The sequence below is a fragment of the Kribbella sp. NPDC023855 genome (genome assembly GCF_040639475.1).
In the GTDB taxonomy this organism is placed as follows: domain Bacteria; phylum Actinomycetota; class Actinomycetes; order Propionibacteriales; family Kribbellaceae; genus Kribbella.
The window spans coordinates 1-18918 of the sequence record NZ_JBFAAA010000019.1; the positions used below are offsets into that span (position 1 = coordinate 1).

Sequence of the window (18918 nt, forward strand, 5' to 3'; positions counted from 1 at the left end):
CCTTGGCATGACCAGCCCAATACAGTACGAACTCACACACCACCACGCGGCCAAAGCCGCATAACCCGGTGTCCACCACCCGGGGGCAAGCCCAGCGCGGGAATGCGCTCCGCGCAGGGGTGTGCGCGCTCTGCGCGGGAATGCGCTCCGCGCCGGGGTGTGCGCGGTCCGCGTGGGGTGTGCTCCTCTGTCGCGCCTGCGACACTGCGGCGGCCGGGGCGTGAAAGCCATCGTCCACCCACCGACAGCGTGCGGCTCGCCCTCATGCACAGCCGAACCGGAATCTGTCGTCGTCGTATTGCGGCCTGAGAGTCAGTACCGCCAGTAGTAGCGGGCGTTGGCGTTCCAGGCGATGGGGAAGGTGGTGTGGTTGGTGAAAGCTGGGCCCTTGCCGCGGGCCAACTCCATAGTGCGGGAGAGCTGTAGGGCGTAAGGGTGTTTGTTGTCGTCCCACCATTGTTCGGACTGGGTTATGCAGATCTGGTTGGTGAAGTACGGGTTGGAGCAGGGGTGGGGTGGGGTCCATTTCTGGAGGTGGCGGAAGGTGAGTGTGGTGGAGCCGGTTGAAGACTTGATGGTGCCGGTGGCGTCCAGGCAGTAGCCGGTGGTGGGGATGGTCCACTTCACGTAGTGCTGCCGGTCGCCGGGCCGGCGGGAGGGGTTGCATGCCGGTGCAGGTGGCGCTGCCGATCTTCTCTGTGGTGACTCGCTGGATCTGGGTGAGTGGGCGGCCGGCGCCGTCGTTGTAGCCGTCCAGGAGGATCCAGTCGCCGTCGCGGACGAAGCGCTCCCCCGACTTCGGCGGCCAGTTCTTCGGCTCGCCCCAGGAGATGTCCGACGCGGTGTCGCTGAGCGGGGTCCACGCCCATTGGCCTGCTGCCACGCCACCCGCCCAGTGCTGACCGGCGGACTTCTCGAACATCAGCGAGTACTGCCCGTAGTTCTCCGTCGGCGCTGCCACGGCGGGCTGACCCACGGTGAGCAGAACTGCGGCGACCAGTACTGCGATTTTCTTCCGCATGAATACTGAGAGTAATGCTGTCCAGTAGGCCCTGGTCCGGTTTAAGGTCCAGAAAAAGGCTGATCCTAGGAGCGCACCATGCCGGAACCTGTCACTCACACCCTCGACGTGCCTGGCGCCGTCCTGACCTATGACGTCCGGGGCGAGCTGAGCAATCAGCCGGTGCTGCTGATGATCGGGTCGCCGATGGCCGCGAGCGGCTTCCCGACGCTGGCGTCGCACTTCGAGGACCGGACCGTGGTGACCTATGACCCCCGCGGGGTCGAGCGCAGTCAGCGCACCGACGGCACCGGTGAGCTGACGCCCGACGACCACGCTGCCGACCTGGCCGCCCTGATCGAGGCTCTCGACGCCGGGCCGGTCGACCTGTTCGCCAGCAGTGGTGGTGCGGTGAACGCCCTGGCCCTCGTCGCCCAGCGCCCCGAGCTGGTCAAGACGCTGGTCGCGCACGAGCCGCCGCTGGCCGCGCTCCTCCCCGACGCCGAGGCCGCCCTCAAGGCCTGCGCGGACATCTACGAGACCTACCAGCGTGACGGCCAGGGCGCGGGGATGGCCAAGTTCATCGCGATCGTCAGCTTCGAGGGCGAGATCCCGGCCGACTACACCGACCAGCCGGCGCCGGACCCGGCGATGTTCGGGCTGCCCACCGAGGACGACGGTTCGCGCGACGACGCGTTGCTCGGGCAGAACCTGCGCGGCTGTACGTCGTACCGGCCGGACCTCGACGCGCTGGCCAAGTCGACGGACAAGGTGGTCGTCGGGGTCGGCGAGGAGTCGGCCAACCAGCTCGCGGGGCGGGGTGGGAAGGCGATTGCCGAGCTGCTCGGGCTGACTCCGGAGGTGTTCCCGAGCAACCACGGCGGGTTCCTCGGCGACGAGTACGGGATGCCCGGCAAGCCCGCCGAGTTCGCGGTGAAACTGCGCGACGTGCTGGCCCGCTGATCGTCGCGACGCCGCCTATCTGGTTAGCTGGAGACATGACTGACAAGCCTGAGATCGACTTTCCGGATGGCCCGCCGCCGGCGGATCTGGAGATCACCGACATCACCGAGGGCGACGGCGCCGAGGCCAAGGCCGGCTCGCGGGTGAACGTCCACTACGTGGGCGTCGCGCACTCCACCGGCGAGGAGTTCGACGCCTCTTACAACCGTGGCACGCCGCTGGCCTTCCAGCTGGGCGTCGGCCAGGTCATCCAGGGCTGGGACACCGGCGTCCAGGGCATGAAGGTGGGCGGCCGGCGCAAGCTGGTCATTCCGCCGCACCTGGGCTACGGCGACCGGGGCGCCGGCAGTGCGATCAAGCCGGGCGAGACGCTGATCTTCGTCGTCGACCTGCTCAGCGTCAGCTGACCTCCCTCCAACCAACAGGCCCCCGGTTGCGTCACAATGACGCGACCGGGGGCTTTTCCGTAGTACTACGCATCCGCGCTGCTGCCCCAGCGGGTTGACTTGGGAGCATGACGACGATGGTGACCACGACCGCCCCGGCGACGAGCCGGACCGGCTGGACGAAGTACGCCGCCCTGCTGGCGAAGGTCGTGTTGTTCCTGTTGTTGCTGACGGCATTCATCTGGCCGGACCTGAGTGGGATCAAGGGCAAGGCGTCGACCGCGCGGCTGGTCGTCTACCCGATCGGCGCGATGATCCTGCCGCTGTGGTGGTTCGGCTACGGGCGCGCGAAGAGCAAGCTGCACCAGACGTTCCCGTGGCACGCCGACCTGTTGCTGACGGTGCCGTGGCTGGGCGATCTGATCGGCAACCGGCTCAACCTGTTCGACACCATCACCTGGTGGGACGACGCGATGCATTTCGTCCTGTGGGGCTTCCTCACCGCAGGCGCGCTGACCGCGTTCCTCCCCCGCGGACTCACCCGCGGCCTGACCGCCTTTGTCGCCCTGGGCTTCGGCGCCACCGCCGCGGTGATCTGGGAACTCGGCGAGTACGTCGCCTTCGTCCGGCACTCCGCCGAACTCCAGACCGCCTACACCGACACGCTCGGCGACCTGGCCCTCGGCACGCTCGGCGCCTTGCTGGCCGGCCTGATCGTCCACCGGGTACGACGTACGCCATGAACGTGACGGTGGTGGGCAGCGGTGACGCCTTCGGTTCGGGCGGCCGGTTCCAGACCTGTATCGCCGTCGCCATCGAGGACATCCCTCGCGTCCTCGTCGACTGCGGCGCCACCAGCCTGACAGCGCTCAGACGGCAACAGATCGATCCGAACGAGATCGACACCGTGGTGATCAGCCACCTGCACGGCGACCACTTCGGTGGCCTGCCGTTCCTGATCCTCGACGGCCAGTTCCGCCGCCGCACCCGCGACCTCACCATCGTCGGGCCCGCCGGCACTCGCGCCAGGCTGACCGACGCGATGGAGGCCCTGTACTCCGGTTCGTCCATGGTCGAGCGCCGCTTCGACGTGCACGTCCTGGAGCACGTGGATGCCGAGGCGAGGCGACTGGGTGAGCTCACCGTGACGCCGTTCGAAGTACGGCATGCTTCGGGCGCGCCTGCCTATGCCCTGCGACTCGAAGGACCGCACGGCTCGATGGCCTACTCAGGGGACACCGAGTGGACCGATGCGCTGTTGACGGCGTCCGACGACGTGGGCCTGTTCCTCTGCGAGGGTTACAGCCCGGCGCCGATCCGCTGGCATCTCGATCTCGAGACGCTCTCACGGCAGCGCGAGCGCTTCACCTGCCGAGACCTGGTCCTCACGCATCTGTCGCCAACGGCTCTGGCTGCGGCGGACCTCAGCGACTGGAAGGTCGCGTACGACGGCCTGCACCTGGCCGTCTGAAAGTTTCAACCGCCGCGGAGTCCCTCGTCGAGCTGCCGACTCAGCACGCCGCGGCGGGAACCGGTGAACTTGCCTGCGGGCAACCGCTGGACGATCCCGCGGACAGCAGGCGGCGCGTGCTCGATCGCCCAGCGGATCTCGTCGTCGCCGGCCTGGGTGTCACCACCCGCGTTGAGCTCGCGAGCCTGGGCCGCGGCGACAGCTGGGCCGAACACGTGGTTCACCTGATGCGGTGACTCCAATGAATGGATGTAGGCCGTTCCTGCCACATACAACGCAGCGCGGGCGACCAGCACCGCGACCGGGTCGCTGGTCTCACGAGCAGCCGAGTTGGCCGCCCAAGCCGCGGTACGGATCTGTTTGGTTCGCTCACCGCCGTTGCCGAAGCTGCGGACGCACTCGAGCGCCTCGCGCGGCCGGGTGTCGTGGGGAACCTTCGCCTCGAAAAGCGGCAACGCTCGCTCGACGCAGTCAGCGGCCCACAGCCCGAGCTGACGCCGGTCGTCCATGGTGATCAGTTCGTCGGTCATGAGGTTCAACCGTATCGTTGAACCACCTCGTTGAGACTTTGGTCAGCGGGCGGCGGGGCGGCAGATGCCCTGAGCTGCGGCCGATGCGGCGAGCGCCTTGGTGACCGGACTTTCCGCGGCCGACGTCGCCGTGTCGGTGCGGGTGGTGTGGCGGCCGATCGGGACGACCATCGGCGTACCGGCGACCGGGTCGGGGATGACCTTGACCGCCAGCCCGAAGACATCCTGGACGACCTCCTCGGTGATCACCTGCCGCGGGTTGCCCTCGGCAACGATCGCGCCGTCCTTCATTGCGATCAGGTGGTCGCCGAACCGGCAGGCCTGGTTGAGATCGTGCAGCACCAGCACGATGGTCCGCTGGTCACGCTTGTTCAGGTCGACCAGCAGGTCCAGTACTTCGAACTGGTGGGTCAGGTCCAGGAACGTGGTCGGCTCGTCGAGCAGCAGGATGTCGGTCTCCTGGGCGAGCGCCATCGCGATCCAGACTCGTTGCCGCTGGCCACCGGACAGCTCGTCGATCGGCCGGTCCGCGATCTCCAGCACGTCGGTCGAGATCATCGCGTCGGCGATCGCCTCGTCGTCGGCCTTGGTCCACTGCCGGATCCAGCCCTGCCGCGGGTAGCGGCCGCGGCCGACCAGGTCTGCCACCGTGATCCCCTCGGGCGCGGTCGGTGACTGCGGCAACAATCCGAGCTTGGTCGCGACCGTCCGGGTCGGGATCGACTGGATGCTCTTGCCGTCCAGCAGCACCGTCCCGCGACTCGGCTTGAGCAACCGGGCCATCGTCTTCAGCAGGGTCGACTTGCCGCACGCGTTCGCGCCGACGATCACGGTGATCTTGCCGGTCGGGATCCGCACCGACAGGTCGTGGATGATCTCGCGCTGGTCGTAGCCGACGGCAAGCTTCTCGGCCGAGAGACTGTGGTCCACGTTTGCCTCCCTTTGCAACTCCACTGTCAGCCACCACTTCCGATCCGGTTGGTCCGGGCCAAGAGGAACATCAGGTACGGCGCGCCGATCACTCCCGTGACGACGCCGACCGGCAGTTGCGTCTCACCCAGCGCGTGCTGCGCGACCAGGTCGGACAGCGCCACCACGAGCGCGCCGATCAGGGCCGACGCGACCATCGCCGGCCCGGGTGAACGGGTCAGCCGGCGCGCGATCGGCGGCGCGACGAACGCCACGAACCCGATCGGCCCGGCCGCGGCCGTCGCGACCGCGGCGAGCAGCACGCCGACCACGATCAGCCCCAGCCGCGAGCTCTCCACCCGCAACCCCAGCCCGTACGCCGTTTCGTCGCCGAGCTGCAGCACGCGCAACCGGTGCACCAGCAGCACCGACACCGGGATGAGCACCACCAGCATCACCGCCATCGAGCGGACGTGCGTCCAGTCGCGCCCGTTCAGACTGCCGGTCAGCCAGATCAGCGCCTGCTGGGCCACCTCGACCCGCGCCTTGGTCAACAGGTACGACGTGAGGCTGGTCGCGATGGCACCGATGCCGATCCCGACCAGGATCAGCCGGTAGCTGGAGACACCGCGACGCCAGGCCAGCAAGTACATGGTGAAGGCGGTGAGCAACGCACCCGCGACGGCCATCGCGGACACCGCCGTACCGGTCAGGCCCAGGGTGATGATCGCGAGGACGGCGAACGCGCTCGCGCCGTACGTGACGCCGATGATGTCCGGGCTGGCGAGCGGGTTGCGGGCGACGCTCTGGAAGATCGCGCCGGACATACCGAGCGCGACCCCGACCAGGATGCCGGTCAGCGCACGGGGCAGCCGGAGCCGGTTGACGATGAACTCGGTCGCCTTGTCACCGCCGCCGAACAGCGTCTTCACCACGTCGAGGACCGGGATCTTGAAGTCCCCGAGCGACAGCGAGACGCAGAAGACGGCGAACACGATGACGGCCAGGACGACGGCGACCGCGACGTTGCGCGCTTGCCGGACGGTACGGGCGCGGGCGATCAGCTGGGCGGGCGAGTGCTCCGCAACGAGACCGGCCATCACAGGTCCGCCAGCTTCCGGCGGCGTACCAGCGCGATGAAGAACGGGGCGCCGATCACCGCGGTGACGATGCCGACCTGAAGCTCGCCGGGCCGGGCCACCACGCGGCCGATCACGTCCGAGCCGAGCAGCAGGATCGGTGCCAGCAGCATCGAGTACGGCAGGATCCAGCGGTAGTCCGGGCCGGTCACCAGCCGGGCGACGTGCGGGATGGTGAGGCCGATGAAACCGATCGGTCCCGCGGCCGCGGTGGCCGCGCCGCAGAGCAGTACCACGGTCACCGCGGTGAAGATCCGAGCCGTCCCGACCCGCTGGCCGAGCGAGCGGGCCACGTCGTCGCCGAGCGACAGCGCGTTCAGGATCCGGCCGGAGATCAGCGCCAGCACGATGCCGACGGCAATGAACGGCGCGACCTGGGTGGCGATGTCCGAACCCCGGCCGGCCAGCGATCCGACCGCCCAGAACCGGAACGAGTCGAAGGTGTCCACGTCACCGATCAGCAGCGCGGTGGTCAGCGAGCCGAGCATCGCCGTCATCGCCGCGCCGGCCAGCGCGAGTTTCACCGGGGTCGCGCCGTCACGCCCGAGCGAACCGAGCAGGTAGACCGCCACGGAGGCCGCGGCCGCGCCGGCGAAGGCCAGCCAGACGTACGCCGTCAGCGAGGTCAGCCCGAACCAGTAGATGCCCGCGACGACAAAGAGCGCGGCACCGCCGTTGACTCCGAGGATGCCCGGGTCGGCGAGCGGGTTGCGGGTGACGCCCTGCATCAGCGCGCCCGACAGACCGAGGGCCGCGCCAACCAGCAGGCCGATCACCGTTCGGGGCACGCGCAGGGAGCGGACGATCACGTGATCAGTGTTCGCCTCGTTGTAGTGGCGCAACGCGTCGAGCACCGTGGACAGCGGGATCTGCTTCGAGCCGATCGCGACACTGAGCAACGACACACCCACCAGCAGCGCGACACAGACGACCAGCCCCACCACGAGCGTCGTACGCCGGGTCCGCGGGCGCCGCTGGTCCCGGGCGGAGCCAGGTGCCGCACGGCCGGCGGGAACCGTGTCGGTGACGGAGGGCGGGGGCATTGGACTTTGGGATCCTCTTAGGTAAGGCTAACCTCTAGATGCTTCACCTTAACCCGCTCCGTAGTCGTGTTGCACCTGAACCCCTGCTTTGTCACTACTTTCCCCTGACGGAGACACTGGCATGACGACAGTGCTCGAGCGCCCGATCGACTTCGCCGCGCTGCACGCCACCGTGGCGGCGGTCGACGACCTCAGCCCGCACCTGCGCCGGGTGACGTTCGTGGCCCCGCGAATCGCCGACGTGGTCACGGCCGGCCCCGACCAGCGCATCAAGGTGCTGCTCTCCCCGCCGGACGGCAGCGAACTCCGACTGCCCGCGGGCGACGACTGGTACGCCGAGTGGTGCGCCCAGCCGGTCGAGGAGCGGTTCATCATGCGGACGTACACCGTGCGCGCGCTGCGGCCGGAGGTGGCCGAGCTCGACATCGAGTTCGTCCTGCACGGGGTGAACGGTCCTGCGTCGGCATGGGTCACCGAGGTCGAGATCGGCGCGGAGATCGGGCTCATCCTGCCGTTCGCCGTCGACACCACGAGCACCAAGGGCCTGTTGATGTCCGGCGTGGATTACGTGCCTCCGGCAACGAGTCTGAGCCGGGTGCTGGTCGCCGACGAGACCGCGTTGCCCGCCCTCGCCGGGATCCTGGAGCAGCTGCCCGCCGCAGTACGGGCCGCTGTTTTCGTCGAGGTGCCGGACATCCGGGACATCCGCGCGCTGCCGAGCGAGGGCCGGGTGGACATCACCTGGATCCCACACACCGGCGGTCCCGCGGACGGCCCGAAGTCGTTGCTCGAGGCCCTCAAAGCGGCGAAGCTGCCGTTCGACGTGGACTACGCCTGGGTGGCCGGCGAGTCCAGCATGATCAAGCACGTCCGCCGCCACCTGGTCAACGCAGTAGGCCTCCCGAAACCCGCCATCTCCTTCCAGGGCTACTGGAAACGCGGCGAACCCCAGGTCTGATCCGTACTCCGGAGAGCCGGCCGAGGCCCTCCGGAGTACCGCTTGGTCAGCTCGGGTTTTCGGCGTGGGTGAGGGTTTCCCAGGCGACGAAGAGGTCGTTGGTGCCGGCTGGGCGGCGGGATTCGGTGAGGGCTTGGGTGTTGGTCATCGTGATGCCCAGGCGGGTGTGCAGGGCGTTGTAGCCGACTTCGGTGATCGGGCCGAGGCCGCGCTTGAGAGTGCCCTTGCAGAGCCAGGACGGGACCGGTTCGAGGTTGCGCTCCCAGCGGGACTGGAAGCCCAGCGCCTGACGCAGCCGCTCGCCGAACTCGGGGTACAGGTCGATGCCCTGGATGCGGGATGTCTCCAGCACGTGGCTGATCGCCGAGATGCCGTAGCCGGTGTGGACGAAGTCGCGGCAGGTCTCCTGCGTCAAACCTGAGACGAAAGTGCTCTGGCCTTGCCAGTAGGCGACGATCTTGTCGCGGGTGTCGAGGTTCTGGCTCGGCTTGGTCTTCGGCAGCGAACCGTCGGACTCCAGGTAGACGAAGGCGGGTACCCGGACCCGGTACAGCGCGATCGCCTTGTCGTAGACCGCCGCGTCCTCCAGGAACACGCCGATGCCCTGGATCGCCTCGGTCATGCTCAACTCCCAGTTGCCGTTGGAGTTCGAGCCGTTGATGATCTCAGGCAGGTAGACGGTGCGCAGCATGGTGCCGAACCGGCCCGAGTTAGGCCAGTTGCCGTAGACGTGCTTGATGATCTCGGCGGCTTTCGGCCACGAAGATCCGGCCCAGGCGGTCTGCAGCGGCGCGTTGCTGTTGGTGTGGTCGCGGATCGTCGCGGACCAGGCGTCCATCAGCTGGATCGCCTTCTGCGCATAGCGATCGTCGCGGGTGATGTACCAGAGCACGGCATCCGTGTACGCCGCGATCGCGTCGCCACGTTCGTCCCGGCAGCCGTAGTCGGGGTTGGAGTACGGCCCACACTCGACCACCGCGCGCGGTTTCGGCGTACGACTCAAAGAACCGTAGGTGCTGTTCTTCGCCTGGTTGAACGCGGTCGTCCAGGGCTGCGCACCGGCCTGCACCTTGGCGCGAACGAAGTCCAGCTGAGCGCGACTCACCCCCACACCGGGGTGAGTGAACGTGGAAGGAGCCTGTACTGCGGCCGGAGCGGCGTCGACCTTCGTCGCGGCGCCCGCCGGACTGGTCAGCGCGCCGGCCACCAAAGCGGCGGCACACGCGGCGGCGAGCGCCGGTAGAACTGCTTTCTTTCTCATGGGCGGGGTCCTTGCTTGCGGGGGCGGTATGACGCTGCGATCCCCCATTACCGCAGAGTCTTTTCGGAAGTGTGACGACGCTGCGTGAAGGCGTCAACCTCGCAGCACCACTAACTTCACACTGGAACAAAACCCCGCTTTGTCCCATCCGCCTTCTAGTTCTGGCGCGCCTGGCCGGCCAGCTCGGGCGCACGGACGCCGGCCGCGTCGAGCAGAGCCTCGGCCATCCGGATTCCGACGCCGTTGAGCGCCTGGGCCCGTACGACGGCCCGGGCGCTCGCGCCGTCGAAGGTCATCGCCAGCTGGACGGCCAGCGTGTCGGGGTCGTCGACTCCTGCCGCGATCAGCTCGCCCAGGAAGAAGTCGGTCAGCCGCTGCTTGAAGTGCCGCGCGACCACACTGCCCGGGTGCTCGGGGTTCTTCAGCTCGAACGCCGTGCTGACGAACGGGCAGCCGAAGAACTCACCACCGGCGGCCAGCTGATCCTGCTTCACGAAGACCGCCAGGATCCGCTCGCGCGGCGTCGCGCCGTCGTCGATCCCCGGCTCCAGCGCCTGCTGGTACCCCGGTCCCACGCTGGCGAGGCTCTCGGCGATCAGCTCGTCCTTGGAGCGGAACAGCTGGTACATCGACTTCTTCGAGACGCCGGCCGCCTTGCAGAGCGCGTCCACGCCGATGTTGACGCCGTCTCGGTAGAACAGTTCGCCCGCCGCGTCCAGCAGCCGCTCGCGGGGTGTCGCCTGGGTGGTCATGAATCGAGCGTACCGGCTCGGCTTGATTCTGGAAACCGATCGGTTTATGCTGTGGAAACAGATCGGTTTCCATCCACTTCTCCCCTCTGGAGTAACGCAAAATGACCACCCTCGAAGGCGCCGTCGTCCTCGTCACCGGCGGCAACCGCGGTATCGGCAAGGCGATCGTCGACGACCTGCTCACCCGCGGCGTCCGCAAGGTCTATGCCACCGCCCGCAATCCGCAACCGAGCACCGACCCCCGCGTCGTCACGCTGCCGCTCGAGGTCACCGACCAAGCCTCCATCGACGCACTGGTCGCCGCGGCGCCCGACGTCACGGTACTGATCAACAACGCCGGCAGCGTCTCGCCGGACACCTACCTCGACGTGCCGCTGGAGGCGATCCGGGAGGTCTTCGAGATCAACTTCTTCGGCCCGCTGAACCTGACCCGCGCGTTCGTCCCGGTGATCGAGCGCAACGGCGGCGGCCACATCCTCAACGCACACTCCGCCCTCACCTGGGTCTCCTGGCACGGCGCGTACGCCGCCACCAAGGCCGCGCTCTGGTCGCAGAGCAACGCGCTGCGGGTCGAACTGCGGGACCGCGGCATCGGCGTGACCGGTCTGCACATGGGGTACGTCGACACCGACATGGTCCGCGCGGTCGAGGCAGCCAAGGAAAACCCGGCCAGCATCGCCAAGGCGGCTCTCGACGGCATCGAGGCCGGCGCGTACGAAGTACTGGCTGATGACACGGCGAAGTGGGCCAAGGCCGCAGTGGCCGGAGACCTGAGCGCTGTCTACCCACAGCTCCAGAGCTGATCAGCGGTAGACGTCTCGCACGCGGGCGTACTCCATCGCCGCAGCAATACCGTCGGCAACCTCGACGGAGAGTTCCCGCTCGACGATGTGCAGGGCGAGGTCGATGCCGGCGGTGATTCCGCCGGCCGTCACCAGGTCGCCGTCGTCGACGACCCGGTTGTGCTTGACCTCGGCGCCGAAGGTCTCGAGTTCGTGCCAGGCGCCGCGGTTCGTCGTGGCCGGCCGGCCCTTCACCAGGCCGGCCTCGGCCAGCAACATCGAGCCTGTGCAGACCGACCCGACCCACTGGGTGTGCTGCGCGACCTCGGCGATCCGGGCCGGCAGGACACCGCGTCGCGCCTCTGCCCAGGCGCCGCGTTCGGCTCGGTTCATCCAGCCGCCGCCGGGCACGAACAGGCCGTCCGGCGTGCCGAGACCTTCGGGTGCCCTGAACTGCAGGCCGTGCATGCCGGTCACCTCCACCGGACCGTCGAGTCCGACCAGCGCCAGCTCGAACTCCGGCCACCGGGACGCATGGCTCCAGACCTCGAACGGCCCCATCACGTCCATCTCGTCCACACCGTCGAAGACCAGGATCTCGATTCGCATGGCATCACTCTGGTCGCGACCGCACCGGGGCAGCAGTGGCTTGATAGACATCGTTGGCTAGATTCCAGCCACCGACCGGTGCCTGGCCGGGATTAGAGTGAGGCAACAACCGCTGGGCGCAGGGATCGGACCGCTGGGCGCAGAGAGGTCGCACGAAGGGTGATCGACCCGCTACCCATGGTTGAGACATCCCGCCCTCCGGAGGTCCGCCATGCCTCGACGTGTCAACGCCGGCTCGATCGTCACCATCGCCACCACGTTGATCGCCACCGCCGCGACCCTGCAGGCGGTAGTCGAACCGGCCACCGCGACCTCCTCCGGGCAGACCGCCTCGACCGGCTGTGACTCCGCGGCCGTCGGCTTCACGCCGGTCCTGCAACTCGACCTGCCCGACAAGGCCGGGTACCTGAACGAGACCCCGCCGTACAGCCTCGACCGCACCGCCGAGATCGGGCCGAACTTCGACCGGGTGGGGTACTGCGTCGAGCTGAACGGGCCCGACGGACCGCAGTGGGTGTGGACGGCCATGGAGCCCTTCACCAGCGATGCAAGGCGGATCGGCCTGCCGACGCGGCCCGGTGAGATCGTCCGGCAGCGGGTCGGCGAGCTGGACGTGCGGTCGAACGTCGCCGGCGTGACGAATGGCACCGGCCAGACCGGCTACCTCGAGATGTGGCCGAACCAGTACCAGGAGAGGGCGTCGACCCAGGTCGCGAACGCCTCGCCGATCACGTTCGACGCCGACGACAGTCCGACCGCGCCACTCGGGTACGGCGCGTTCCAGGTCGCCCAGATCGGCGCTAGCCGGCCGTCGACGCTGGCCGCCAAGCAGGTCTTCGCGATCAACACGTTTACCGAGACCGAGACCAGCACGCTGTCACTCGGGATCGGCACGAACCTCAGCGGCCAGCCCGACTGGACGTTCGCCAACAACGCGAGCCGCTACTCCCAACGCCGGTTCACCGCCTACGTCCGTACTGCGGTCGTCGCGCTGACCGAGTCGCCCCAGGACCGGCAACTGTTCCCCCGCGACGCGTCGGGCGGCTCGACGGTGCCAGTGGCCGGGCGGATCACCGACAGCCGGGTACGACGGGTGCAGTTGCGGGTGAGCAGCAACGGGAAGACCGACACGTACACGTCGTCAGCGCGGTCCTTCCGCTTCACACCGCGCATCAGGGCCGGGCTACAGGAGTACACGTTCGAGCTGCGCGCCAGCGGGCCGGGATTCGATCGAGTAGTGGCGTCCAGGGACGGAGTCGTCTCCGGTGACGTCTATGTGGTCCAGGGGCAGTCCAACGCGGAGGCTGCGAAGTACAACGGTGCCGCGAACGGCGAGGAGTCGCCGTACCTGCGGAGCTTCGGCTCTCCGAGTCCCGACGGCGCTATCTCCGGCGCAGACCGGGTTTGGCACTACGCGACCGGTGATGTCACCAGCCAGTCCGGCTCTGTCGGGCAGTGGGCGATCCGGATGGGCCGGCGGATCGTGGAGACCTACCAGGTGCCGGTGGCGCTCATCAACGGAGCACACGGCGGCCGAGCGATCAGCTTCTTCCAGCGCAACGACACGAACCCCGACGACCTCGACACCAACTACGGAAGGCTTCGGCAGCGTCTGGCGGCCGCCGGAGTGATCAGCCAGGTCCGGGGCGTGCTGTGGTACCAAGGCGAGTCCGACAACGACAACGCCCCAGTACACATCGCCGGCTTCACCTCGTTGCTGCAGGATTGGCGAACCGACTTCGGCCGCGACATCCCCGGTGGAAGCCGGTACTACGTCTACCAGATCCGCACGGCGCCCTGTGGCAACACGACTGCCATGAGTCTGCGGGAGGCCCAGCGTCAGCTCGGCGACTCGGCAGGCGTCACGGTGCTCTCCACCACTGGGCTGTCAGGTCATGACGGGTGCCACTACGGCTATCTGGGTGGCTATCGCGAAATGGGCGACCACACGTTCGCAGTACTGGCTCGAGACCTGTACGGCGGGCCGTCGGCCGGTGTGGCTCCGCCCAACCCGGCCAGTGTGAGTGCTAGTGGGTCGCAGCTCGTAGTACAGCTGCGGTCGACTGATCCGCTGACTGTTGATGCTGGGGCTGCTGCTGACTTCCGGGTGGAGGGTGTGGCGGTGACGGTGTCGTCTGTGGCCTATCAGCCCGGCGGCAAGCTCGTGCTCACTCTGTCCGGTCCCGCAGCGGGTGCGACTGCCCTGACGTACCACGGCCACATCGGTGCGGGGCCCTGGATCACCAACGCCACTGGCACCGGACTGCTGGCCTTCACTGTGCCCATCACCCCTCCCGCCACCTAGGTACCAGGCGCGGCCGGCGCCCACCGCCCCGAGGCACCGGCCGCGCCCGACTGACCTTCACCGGAGTACGTCGGTCGCTACGTGGTCCCGGTCGACGCCGGCCACCAGCATCGCGACGCCGTCGGAGTTGTCCGTCCGCAACGGCAGGATCTTCTGGTACTCCGGGGAGTCGTACCAGCCGCGGGCGTGCTCGTAGCTGGGGAACTCGATCATGATCAGGCTGCCCTCCCACTCCCCCTCCACGGACTCCGGCACGCCGCCGTGCACGATGAAGTGGCCGTCGAAGGGTGCCAGGGTCGCGTCGATCCGCTCCAGGTACTCGACGATCCCCGCGTTCAGGCGAACGTTGCGCAGGTTGGCGATGGCGTAGTGCGTCATGTGGATGCCTCTCGTTCCTTGGGATGAGACCAGCTTGCGATGGAACGTGCGGAAGAACGATTACGTCCGAGGTCATGGGAAAGGACTCGGGTCGAGGCTCCGCGGGTGGGCTGGTCCCGACGTACGGTGGATGCCATGTCAGCAACAGGGGGACGACCTACGGCACCGACCGAGGTGCTGGAGGAACGGATCGGGCCGTACCGGTTGATCCGGCGGCTCGGGCAGGGCGGCATGGGCGTCGTGTACCTGGCGGAAGGGCCCGAGCACAAAGAGGTAGCGCTCAAGGTACTGCGGCCGCACGTGGCCCACGATCCGACCGCCCGCGCCCGGTTGCAGCGCGAGGCGACCACCTTGCAGAAGGTGAACCACCCTGGTGTGGCAGGCATCCTCGACCACGACCTGCACAGCGACCGGCCGTACCTGGTCACCCGGTTCGTTCCGGGGCGGCCGCTGGACGAGCAGGTGGACGAGCGCGGGCCGCTGACGCCGCAGCGCTGGTTGCCGCTGGCCGGCTGTCTGGCGGAGTCGCTGCAGGCGATCCACCAAGCAGGGGTCGTGCACCGCGACCTGAAGCCCGGCAACGTGATGATGCTCAACGGCAAGCCGGTACTGATCGACTTCGGCATCGCCCAGGCAGCTGACGACCTCCGCCTCACCCAGACCGGCCTGGTGATCGGTACGCCGGGCTACCTCGCGCCGGAACTCATCGAAGGCGAGATGGTCTCCGAGTCGGCCGACTGGTGGGGCTGGGCGGCGACGGTGGCTTATGCGGCGACTGGGCGACGGCCGTTTGGCAAGGGGCCGTTCGAGGTCGTGCTGCATCGGGTGCACACCGGTCAGGCCGACCTGGAAGGCCTGGACCCACGGTTGAAGCCCCTCCTTGTGGCGGCCCTCGCCCCCGACCGGCGGGACCGCCCGACCCAGGTCGAAATCATGGCCGCCCTCAACCGCTACGCCGAAGGCCGCGACGCCCTCATCCCAAACCCGGACCCCACCCCCGAGGACCACCCCGAGACAGCTCTCCTCAACCCACCCACCGCGGTAATGACCCGAGTCATGCCAGAAGACAAGCCAGTAGCCGCTGCTGCGGGCGCAGCCCTGCATGACCCCGCCGAGGTCGCCCAGCTGGTCCCGCCGGTCATCCCACCGCTCTCCGCCTTCGCCCCCGTCCGAGACAAACTCCGCGACGTGGCCGCCCAACAGAAGGCAAAGAAGGCCGTCGCCGTTCATCCGGCGACCTACAGCCCTGTGCCTACTGCGGCTGCGCCTGCTGCGATGCCTTTGAATTACCAGGGGTATCAGCAAGGCGGGTATCAGCCGCCGTACCCGGTGCCTGTGCAGCCGCAGTACCACCCGGAGCCGCAGTACCAGCCTCAGTTCCAGCCGCCGCAGTACCAGGGGTAGGAAGTGGCGCGCCGGCAGAGTCATGAGCCGGTGGCTCGGGCGAACACGGCGCCCTCGGCGGACCAGCAGGCGGCGCGGTCGTTCCTCGTCGTCGGGCTCCTGGCCGCACTCGCCGGTCTGATGGCCTACACGCCCGGCGTCGGCGTGCTCGTCGCCGCGCTGCTGATCATCCTCGCCCGCACCGTCGACCGCGGCAGTACTGCGATCATGCGCCGGCGTCAGGTCCGCGGCGGCCGCGGCAAGTCCGACGGCCTGGTCGCGGTGGCCGCGAGCCCGGTGCACCTGATCGCCGCCAGCCTGATCACACTCTTCTGCCTGATCCTGCCGGTCATCGTCGGCTTCATCGTCGGCGGATTCGTCAGCCTCGGCGCCGCCAACGCCAACGGCCTCGACTGGCCGCCGCTGTCCGCGATCGGCTTCGGAGTCGGCGGCGCCGTCGGCCTCTTCGTCGCCTGGTGGGGTCCCGGCGGCACCTCCTTGCGCCGCGGCACCAAGATCACCCTGCGCAAGGTCTTCCGGCCCTCCTGGCTGAGCCTGCTGGTCGCGGCCTTTCTGCTGGCAGTCGCCGCCCTCGCCTTCTACAGCGCGGCGAACGGCGGCGGTGCCGACTGGGCCCGCGAACCGATCAGCAAGCCCGAGCTGCCGAACCGCCCCGGCCTCGGGGACATCCGGCACTGGCCGATCATCAGCGAGCTCCCCATCATCGGCAGCAACTGACCCGGCCGTCCCTGAACCGGCGGCAACCGAAGCAGCCGCCGGCGACCCGGCGGCTGCTCAGGCTTCGTGGCTGATCAGAACCGGTTGTCCAGGATGACCATCTGGGACCGCTCCGGACCGACGCCGACCGCGGAGATCGGCGCGCCGCTGAGCGCCTCGACCGCCTTCACATAGGTCTGCGCGTTCTTCGGCAGGTCCTCGAAGGTCCGGCAGCCGGTGATGTCCTCGCTCCAGCCGTCGAACTCCTCGTAGACCGGCAACGCATGGTGGAAGTCGGTCTGGGTCATCGGCATCTCGTCATGCCGTACGCCGTTGACCTCGTACGCGACACACACCGGGATCTTCTCCCGCCCGGTGAGCGTGTCCAGCTTGGTCAGCACGAAGTCGGTGACGCCGTTGATCCGCGCGGCGTACCGGGCGATCACCGCGTCGTACCAGCCGCAGCGCCGCGGCCGACCCGTCGTAGTACCGAACTCGAAGCCCTGCTGGCGCAGCCACTCGCCGTCGGCGTCGAGCAGCTCGGTCGGGAACGGGCCCTCGCCGACCCGAGTTGTGTAGGCCTTCACGACCGCCATCACCCGGTCGATCCGGGTCGGCGGGATGCCGGAGCCCGTGCAGGCGCCGGCAGAGATCGCGTTGGAGGAGGTGACGAAGGGGTAGGTGCCGTGGTCGACGTCCAGCAGCGTCGCCTGGCCCGCCTCCATCAGGACCGTCTTGCCCTCGTCCAAGGCCCGGCCGAGCAGCAGCGGGGTGTCGGCAACCATCGGGCGCAGGCGTTCGGCGTACCCGAGCAGTTCGTCCATCACCTCGGCGATCTCCACCGCGCGCCGGTTGTAGACCTTCACCAGCAACTGGTTCTTCTGCTCCAGCGCGCCGCTGACCTTCTGCTCCAGGATCTTCTCGTCGTACAGGTCCTGGACCCGGATCCCGATCCGGTTCATCTTGTCCGCGTACGTCGGGCCGATGCCGCGTCCCGTGGTGCCGATCTTCCGGCTGCCGAGGAACCGCTCGGCGACCCGGTCCAGGGTCCGGTTGTACGGCGGGATCAGGTGCGCGTTCGCGCTGACCACCAGCCGGGAGGTGTCCACGCCACGGGTCTGCAGCGCGTCGAGCTCCTCGAACAGGACGCTCAGGTCGACCACCACCCCGTTGCCGATCACCGGGGTCACGCCCGGGGTCAGGATGCCGCTGGGGAGCAGGTGCAGGGCGTACTTCTCGTCCCCGATCACGACCGTGTGACCGGCGTTGTTGCCGCCGTTGAACTTCACGACATAGTCGATCTCGGCTCCGGTGTTGCCGAGCAGATCGGTGGCCTTGCCTTTGCCCTCATCGCCCCACTGGGCGCCGACGAGCACGATTGCGGGCATCTCAGCCCTCCTCTTCACGCGTCGGCTGGACCCAGGGCTGTCGCCCTGGCGCAGCCGGCCGCTGGCTGTTCCTCTTCAGAACGGGTGAAGCCCGGCAACAGTCACCGAATGTTCATCGGCGACCGCTTCCAGGCTCTTGCGGCCAAAGCCTACCGGAACTGCGCATTAGCACGCTCGTGATGCCCATCGCAGGCAGCACGTGACACCGAGCGCGCAATTCATCACCACGGGTTGCCAATTTTCGTGATCGCGTGCACACTCTTAGTCAGCGGCCCGCCGAAACTGCCGCAGGGGACGGTTCCGGCGGGCCGCTTCCTTGTGCCCCAGGGCCGCTTCCTTATGCCCAAAGGACCCACTGGCTTGGGCCTAAAGGGCTTGTGGCCAAGGGCAACGGGCTTACCCGTTGAGCTCTTCCGGGTTGCTGGCCAGCCACTCCTTGACCCGGCGATCGGCCTCTTCCCGCGAGACGTCCTCGACCTTGGTCAGGATCGCCCAGCGGTGCCCGAACGGGTCGATCACCGTGCCGTACCGGTCCCCGGTCATGAAGGTCTCGACCGCCGCCACCTGCCGCGCGCCGGCCTCGATCGCCTTCGCGAAGGTGGCGTCCACGTCCGGCACGTAGTGCACCAGCGAGGAGTGCACCCATTCGCCGTTCGGGGCCTGCAACCCGATCTGCGGCATCTCGTCACTCAGCTGCAGCATCGAGTTGCCGAACCGCAGCTCGGCCTGTCCGACCCGCCCGTCCGGCATGTCCTGCCGGCTGATCACCTCGGCCCCGAACACCTGGGTGTAGAACTCGATCGCCTTCGGCCCGTCGGACACGGCCAGGTACGGGGTGAGCGAGTGATAACCGTCGGGGATGGGCTTTACAGTGTTTTGCGCCGTGTTCGTCGTCATGCGCCCAGTCTTCGGTACGCCGTACCGCCCGGTCTTGTAAGAAAGCG

The 18918-nt window shown here is 68.3% G+C and carries 20 protein-coding genes; 9 read left to right on the forward strand and 11 right to left on the reverse strand.

Annotation, left to right across the window (positions count from 1 at the left end):
* Window positions 1–312 precede the first annotated feature (312 nt).
* Window positions 313–627, reverse strand: a complete 315-nt coding sequence (locus tag AB0F51_RS37200) for a hypothetical protein (protein ID WP_360288095.1) — start codon at window positions 625–627, stop codon at window positions 313–315.
* A gap of 472 nt (window positions 628–1099) precedes the next feature.
* On the opposite strand from AB0F51_RS37200, the gene AB0F51_RS37205 reads away from it, so the two are divergent.
* The 4 genes from AB0F51_RS37205 (at window position 1100) to AB0F51_RS37220 (ending at window position 3820) form a co-directional block, all read left to right on the forward strand.
* Window positions 1100–1963: an alpha/beta hydrolase gene (locus AB0F51_RS37205; protein WP_360288097.1), complete on the forward strand. Its 864-nt coding sequence runs from the start codon at window positions 1100–1102 to the stop codon at window positions 1961–1963.
* A 35-nt stretch (window positions 1964–1998) separates the two neighbouring features.
* A complete protein-coding gene (locus tag AB0F51_RS37210; RefSeq protein WP_360288099.1) occupies window positions 1999–2370 on the forward strand; it encodes an FKBP-type peptidyl-prolyl cis-trans isomerase in 372 nt (123 codons plus the stop codon).
* A 107-nt stretch (window positions 2371–2477) separates the two neighbouring features.
* Window positions 2478–3092, forward strand: a complete 615-nt coding sequence (locus AB0F51_RS37215) for a hypothetical protein (RefSeq protein ID WP_360288101.1) — start codon at window positions 2478–2480, stop codon at window positions 3090–3092.
* Window positions 3089–3820 (forward strand): MBL fold metallo-hydrolase, encoded by a 732-nt coding sequence (locus tag AB0F51_RS37220; RefSeq protein WP_360288103.1) that lies wholly within the window; start codon window positions 3089–3091, stop codon window positions 3818–3820. Before AB0F51_RS37215 ends, AB0F51_RS37220 begins: the two co-directional genes overlap by 4 nt.
* Before the next feature lie 5 nt (window positions 3821–3825).
* On the opposite strand, the gene AB0F51_RS37225 is transcribed toward AB0F51_RS37220, so the two are convergent.
* The 4 genes from AB0F51_RS37225 to AB0F51_RS37240 are packed head-to-tail and all read right to left on the reverse strand — an operon-like array spanning window position 3826 to window position 7441.
* Window positions 3826–4350 carry a putative immunity protein gene (locus tag AB0F51_RS37225; RefSeq protein ID WP_360288105.1) on the reverse strand — a complete coding sequence of 175 codons (525 nt, stop codon included), beginning with the start codon at window positions 4348–4350 and terminating at the stop codon, window positions 3826–3828.
* A gap of 42 nt (window positions 4351–4392) precedes the next feature.
* Window positions 4393–5280, reverse strand: coding sequence for an ABC transporter ATP-binding protein (locus AB0F51_RS37230; protein ID WP_360288107.1), 888 nt, complete (start codon window positions 5278–5280; stop codon window positions 4393–4395).
* A gap of 26 nt (window positions 5281–5306) precedes the next feature.
* Entirely contained in the window at window positions 5307–6359 is a 1053-nt protein-coding gene (locus tag AB0F51_RS37235; protein ID WP_360288109.1) for an iron chelate uptake ABC transporter family permease subunit, read from the reverse strand.
* A complete protein-coding gene (locus AB0F51_RS37240) occupies window positions 6359–7441 on the reverse strand; it encodes an iron ABC transporter permease (RefSeq protein ID WP_360288111.1) in 1083 nt (360 codons plus the stop codon). The genes AB0F51_RS37235 and AB0F51_RS37240 overlap by 1 nt, the downstream gene beginning before the upstream one ends.
* Window positions 7442–7562: 121 nt before the next feature.
* Between AB0F51_RS37240 and AB0F51_RS37245 the strand changes: the two genes are divergently transcribed.
* Window positions 7563–8399: a siderophore-interacting protein gene (locus AB0F51_RS37245; protein ID WP_360288113.1), complete on the forward strand. Its 837-nt coding sequence runs from the start codon at window positions 7563–7565 to the stop codon at window positions 8397–8399.
* A 46-nt stretch (window positions 8400–8445) separates the two neighbouring features.
* Here AB0F51_RS37245 and AB0F51_RS37250 read toward each other — a convergent pair whose 3' ends face one another.
* Both AB0F51_RS37250 and AB0F51_RS37255 read right to left on the reverse strand, forming a co-directional pair.
* Window positions 8446–9660, reverse strand: coding sequence for an alginate lyase family protein (locus AB0F51_RS37250; protein WP_360288115.1), 1215 nt, complete (start codon window positions 9658–9660; stop codon window positions 8446–8448).
* A gap of 155 nt (window positions 9661–9815) precedes the next feature.
* The gene (locus AB0F51_RS37255) at window positions 9816–10412 is read right to left on the reverse strand and encodes a TetR/AcrR family transcriptional regulator (protein ID WP_360288117.1); all 597 of its coding nucleotides are present in this window, start codon (window positions 10410–10412) and stop codon (window positions 9816–9818) included.
* 101 nt (window positions 10413–10513) lie between these two features.
* Between AB0F51_RS37255 and AB0F51_RS37260 the strand changes: the two genes are divergently transcribed.
* Window positions 10514–11215 carry an SDR family oxidoreductase gene (locus AB0F51_RS37260; protein ID WP_360288119.1) on the forward strand — a complete coding sequence of 234 codons (702 nt, stop codon included), beginning with the start codon at window positions 10514–10516 and terminating at the stop codon, window positions 11213–11215.
* Here the strand turns inward: AB0F51_RS37260 and AB0F51_RS37265 are convergent, their stop codons facing one another.
* Window positions 11216–11803 carry a DJ-1/PfpI family protein gene (locus AB0F51_RS37265; RefSeq protein ID WP_360288121.1) on the reverse strand — a complete coding sequence of 196 codons (588 nt, stop codon included), beginning with the start codon at window positions 11801–11803 and terminating at the stop codon, window positions 11216–11218.
* A 211-nt stretch (window positions 11804–12014) separates the two neighbouring features.
* Between AB0F51_RS37265 and AB0F51_RS37270 the strand changes: the two genes are divergently transcribed.
* Complete coding sequence (locus AB0F51_RS37270; protein WP_360288123.1) at window positions 12015–14108, forward strand: sialate O-acetylesterase; 2094 nt, start codon at window positions 12015–12017, stop codon at window positions 14106–14108.
* A 57-nt stretch (window positions 14109–14165) separates the two neighbouring features.
* Here AB0F51_RS37270 and AB0F51_RS37275 read toward each other — a convergent pair whose 3' ends face one another.
* Complete coding sequence (locus tag AB0F51_RS37275; RefSeq protein WP_360288125.1) at window positions 14166–14486, reverse strand: DUF1330 domain-containing protein; 321 nt, start codon at window positions 14484–14486, stop codon at window positions 14166–14168.
* A 135-nt stretch (window positions 14487–14621) separates the two neighbouring features.
* On the opposite strand from AB0F51_RS37275, the gene AB0F51_RS37280 reads away from it, so the two are divergent.
* Complete coding sequence (locus AB0F51_RS37280) at window positions 14622–15890, forward strand: serine/threonine-protein kinase (RefSeq protein ID WP_360288127.1); 1269 nt, start codon at window positions 14622–14624, stop codon at window positions 15888–15890.
* Window positions 15891–15893: 3 nt separating this feature from the next.
* On the forward strand, window positions 15894–16607 hold the full coding sequence (locus AB0F51_RS37285; RefSeq protein WP_360288129.1) for a hypothetical protein: 714 nt from the start codon (window positions 15894–15896) through the stop codon (window positions 16605–16607).
* Window positions 16608–16681: 74 nt separating this feature from the next.
* On the opposite strand, the gene AB0F51_RS37290 is transcribed toward AB0F51_RS37285, so the two are convergent.
* Both AB0F51_RS37290 and AB0F51_RS37295 read right to left on the reverse strand, forming a co-directional pair.
* The gene (locus AB0F51_RS37290; RefSeq protein ID WP_360288131.1) at window positions 16682–17974 is read right to left on the reverse strand and encodes an adenylosuccinate synthase; all 1293 of its coding nucleotides are present in this window, start codon (window positions 17972–17974) and stop codon (window positions 16682–16684) included.
* 396 nt (window positions 17975–18370) lie between these two features.
* Window positions 18371–18871 (reverse strand): VOC family protein, encoded by a 501-nt coding sequence (locus AB0F51_RS37295; protein WP_360288133.1) that lies wholly within the window; start codon window positions 18869–18871, stop codon window positions 18371–18373.
* Between the last annotated feature and the right edge of the window lie 47 nt (window positions 18872–18918).

Bases quoted from the DNA above. Each gene is read 5' to 3' on its own strand.
- AB0F51_RS37205 (WP_360288097.1), top strand. From the start codon at position 1,100: ATGCCGGAACCTGTCACTCACACCCTCGACGTGCCTGGCGCCGTCCTG.
- AB0F51_RS37210 (WP_360288099.1), top strand. From the start codon at position 1,999: ATGACTGACAAGCCTGAGATCGACTTTCCGGATGGCCCGCCGCCGGCG.
- AB0F51_RS37215 (WP_360288101.1), top strand. From the start codon at position 2,478: ATGACGACGATGGTGACCACGACCGCCCCGGCGACGAGCCGGACCGGC.
- AB0F51_RS37220 (WP_360288103.1), top strand. From the start codon at position 3,089: ATGAACGTGACGGTGGTGGGCAGCGGTGACGCCTTCGGTTCGGGCGGC.
- AB0F51_RS37225 (WP_360288105.1), bottom strand. From the start codon at position 4,350: ATGACCGACGAACTGATCACCATGGACGACCGGCGTCAGCTCGGGCTG.
- AB0F51_RS37235 (WP_360288109.1), bottom strand. From the start codon at position 6,359: ATGGCCGGTCTCGTTGCGGAGCACTCGCCCGCCCAGCTGATCGCCCGC.
- AB0F51_RS37240 (WP_360288111.1), bottom strand. From the start codon at position 7,441: ATGCCCCCGCCCTCCGTCACCGACACGGTTCCCGCCGGCCGTGCGGCA.
- AB0F51_RS37245 (WP_360288113.1), top strand. From the start codon at position 7,563: ATGACGACAGTGCTCGAGCGCCCGATCGACTTCGCCGCGCTGCACGCC.
- AB0F51_RS37250 (WP_360288115.1), bottom strand. From the start codon at position 9,660: ATGAGAAAGAAAGCAGTTCTACCGGCGCTCGCCGCCGCGTGTGCCGCC.
- AB0F51_RS37255 (WP_360288117.1), bottom strand. From the start codon at position 10,412: ATGACCACCCAGGCGACACCCCGCGAGCGGCTGCTGGACGCGGCGGGC.
- AB0F51_RS37260 (WP_360288119.1), top strand. From the start codon at position 10,514: ATGACCACCCTCGAAGGCGCCGTCGTCCTCGTCACCGGCGGCAACCGC.
- AB0F51_RS37265 (WP_360288121.1), bottom strand. From the start codon at position 11,803: ATGCGAATCGAGATCCTGGTCTTCGACGGTGTGGACGAGATGGACGTG.
- AB0F51_RS37270 (WP_360288123.1), top strand. From the start codon at position 12,015: ATGCCTCGACGTGTCAACGCCGGCTCGATCGTCACCATCGCCACCACG.
- AB0F51_RS37275 (WP_360288125.1), bottom strand. From the start codon at position 14,486: ATGACGCACTACGCCATCGCCAACCTGCGCAACGTTCGCCTGAACGCG.
- AB0F51_RS37280 (WP_360288127.1), top strand. From the start codon at position 14,622: ATGTCAGCAACAGGGGGACGACCTACGGCACCGACCGAGGTGCTGGAG.
- AB0F51_RS37290 (WP_360288131.1), bottom strand. From the start codon at position 17,974: ATGCCCGCAATCGTGCTCGTCGGCGCCCAGTGGGGCGATGAGGGCAAA.
- AB0F51_RS37295 (WP_360288133.1), bottom strand. From the start codon at position 18,871: ATGACGACGAACACGGCGCAAAACACTGTAAAGCCCATCCCCGACGGT.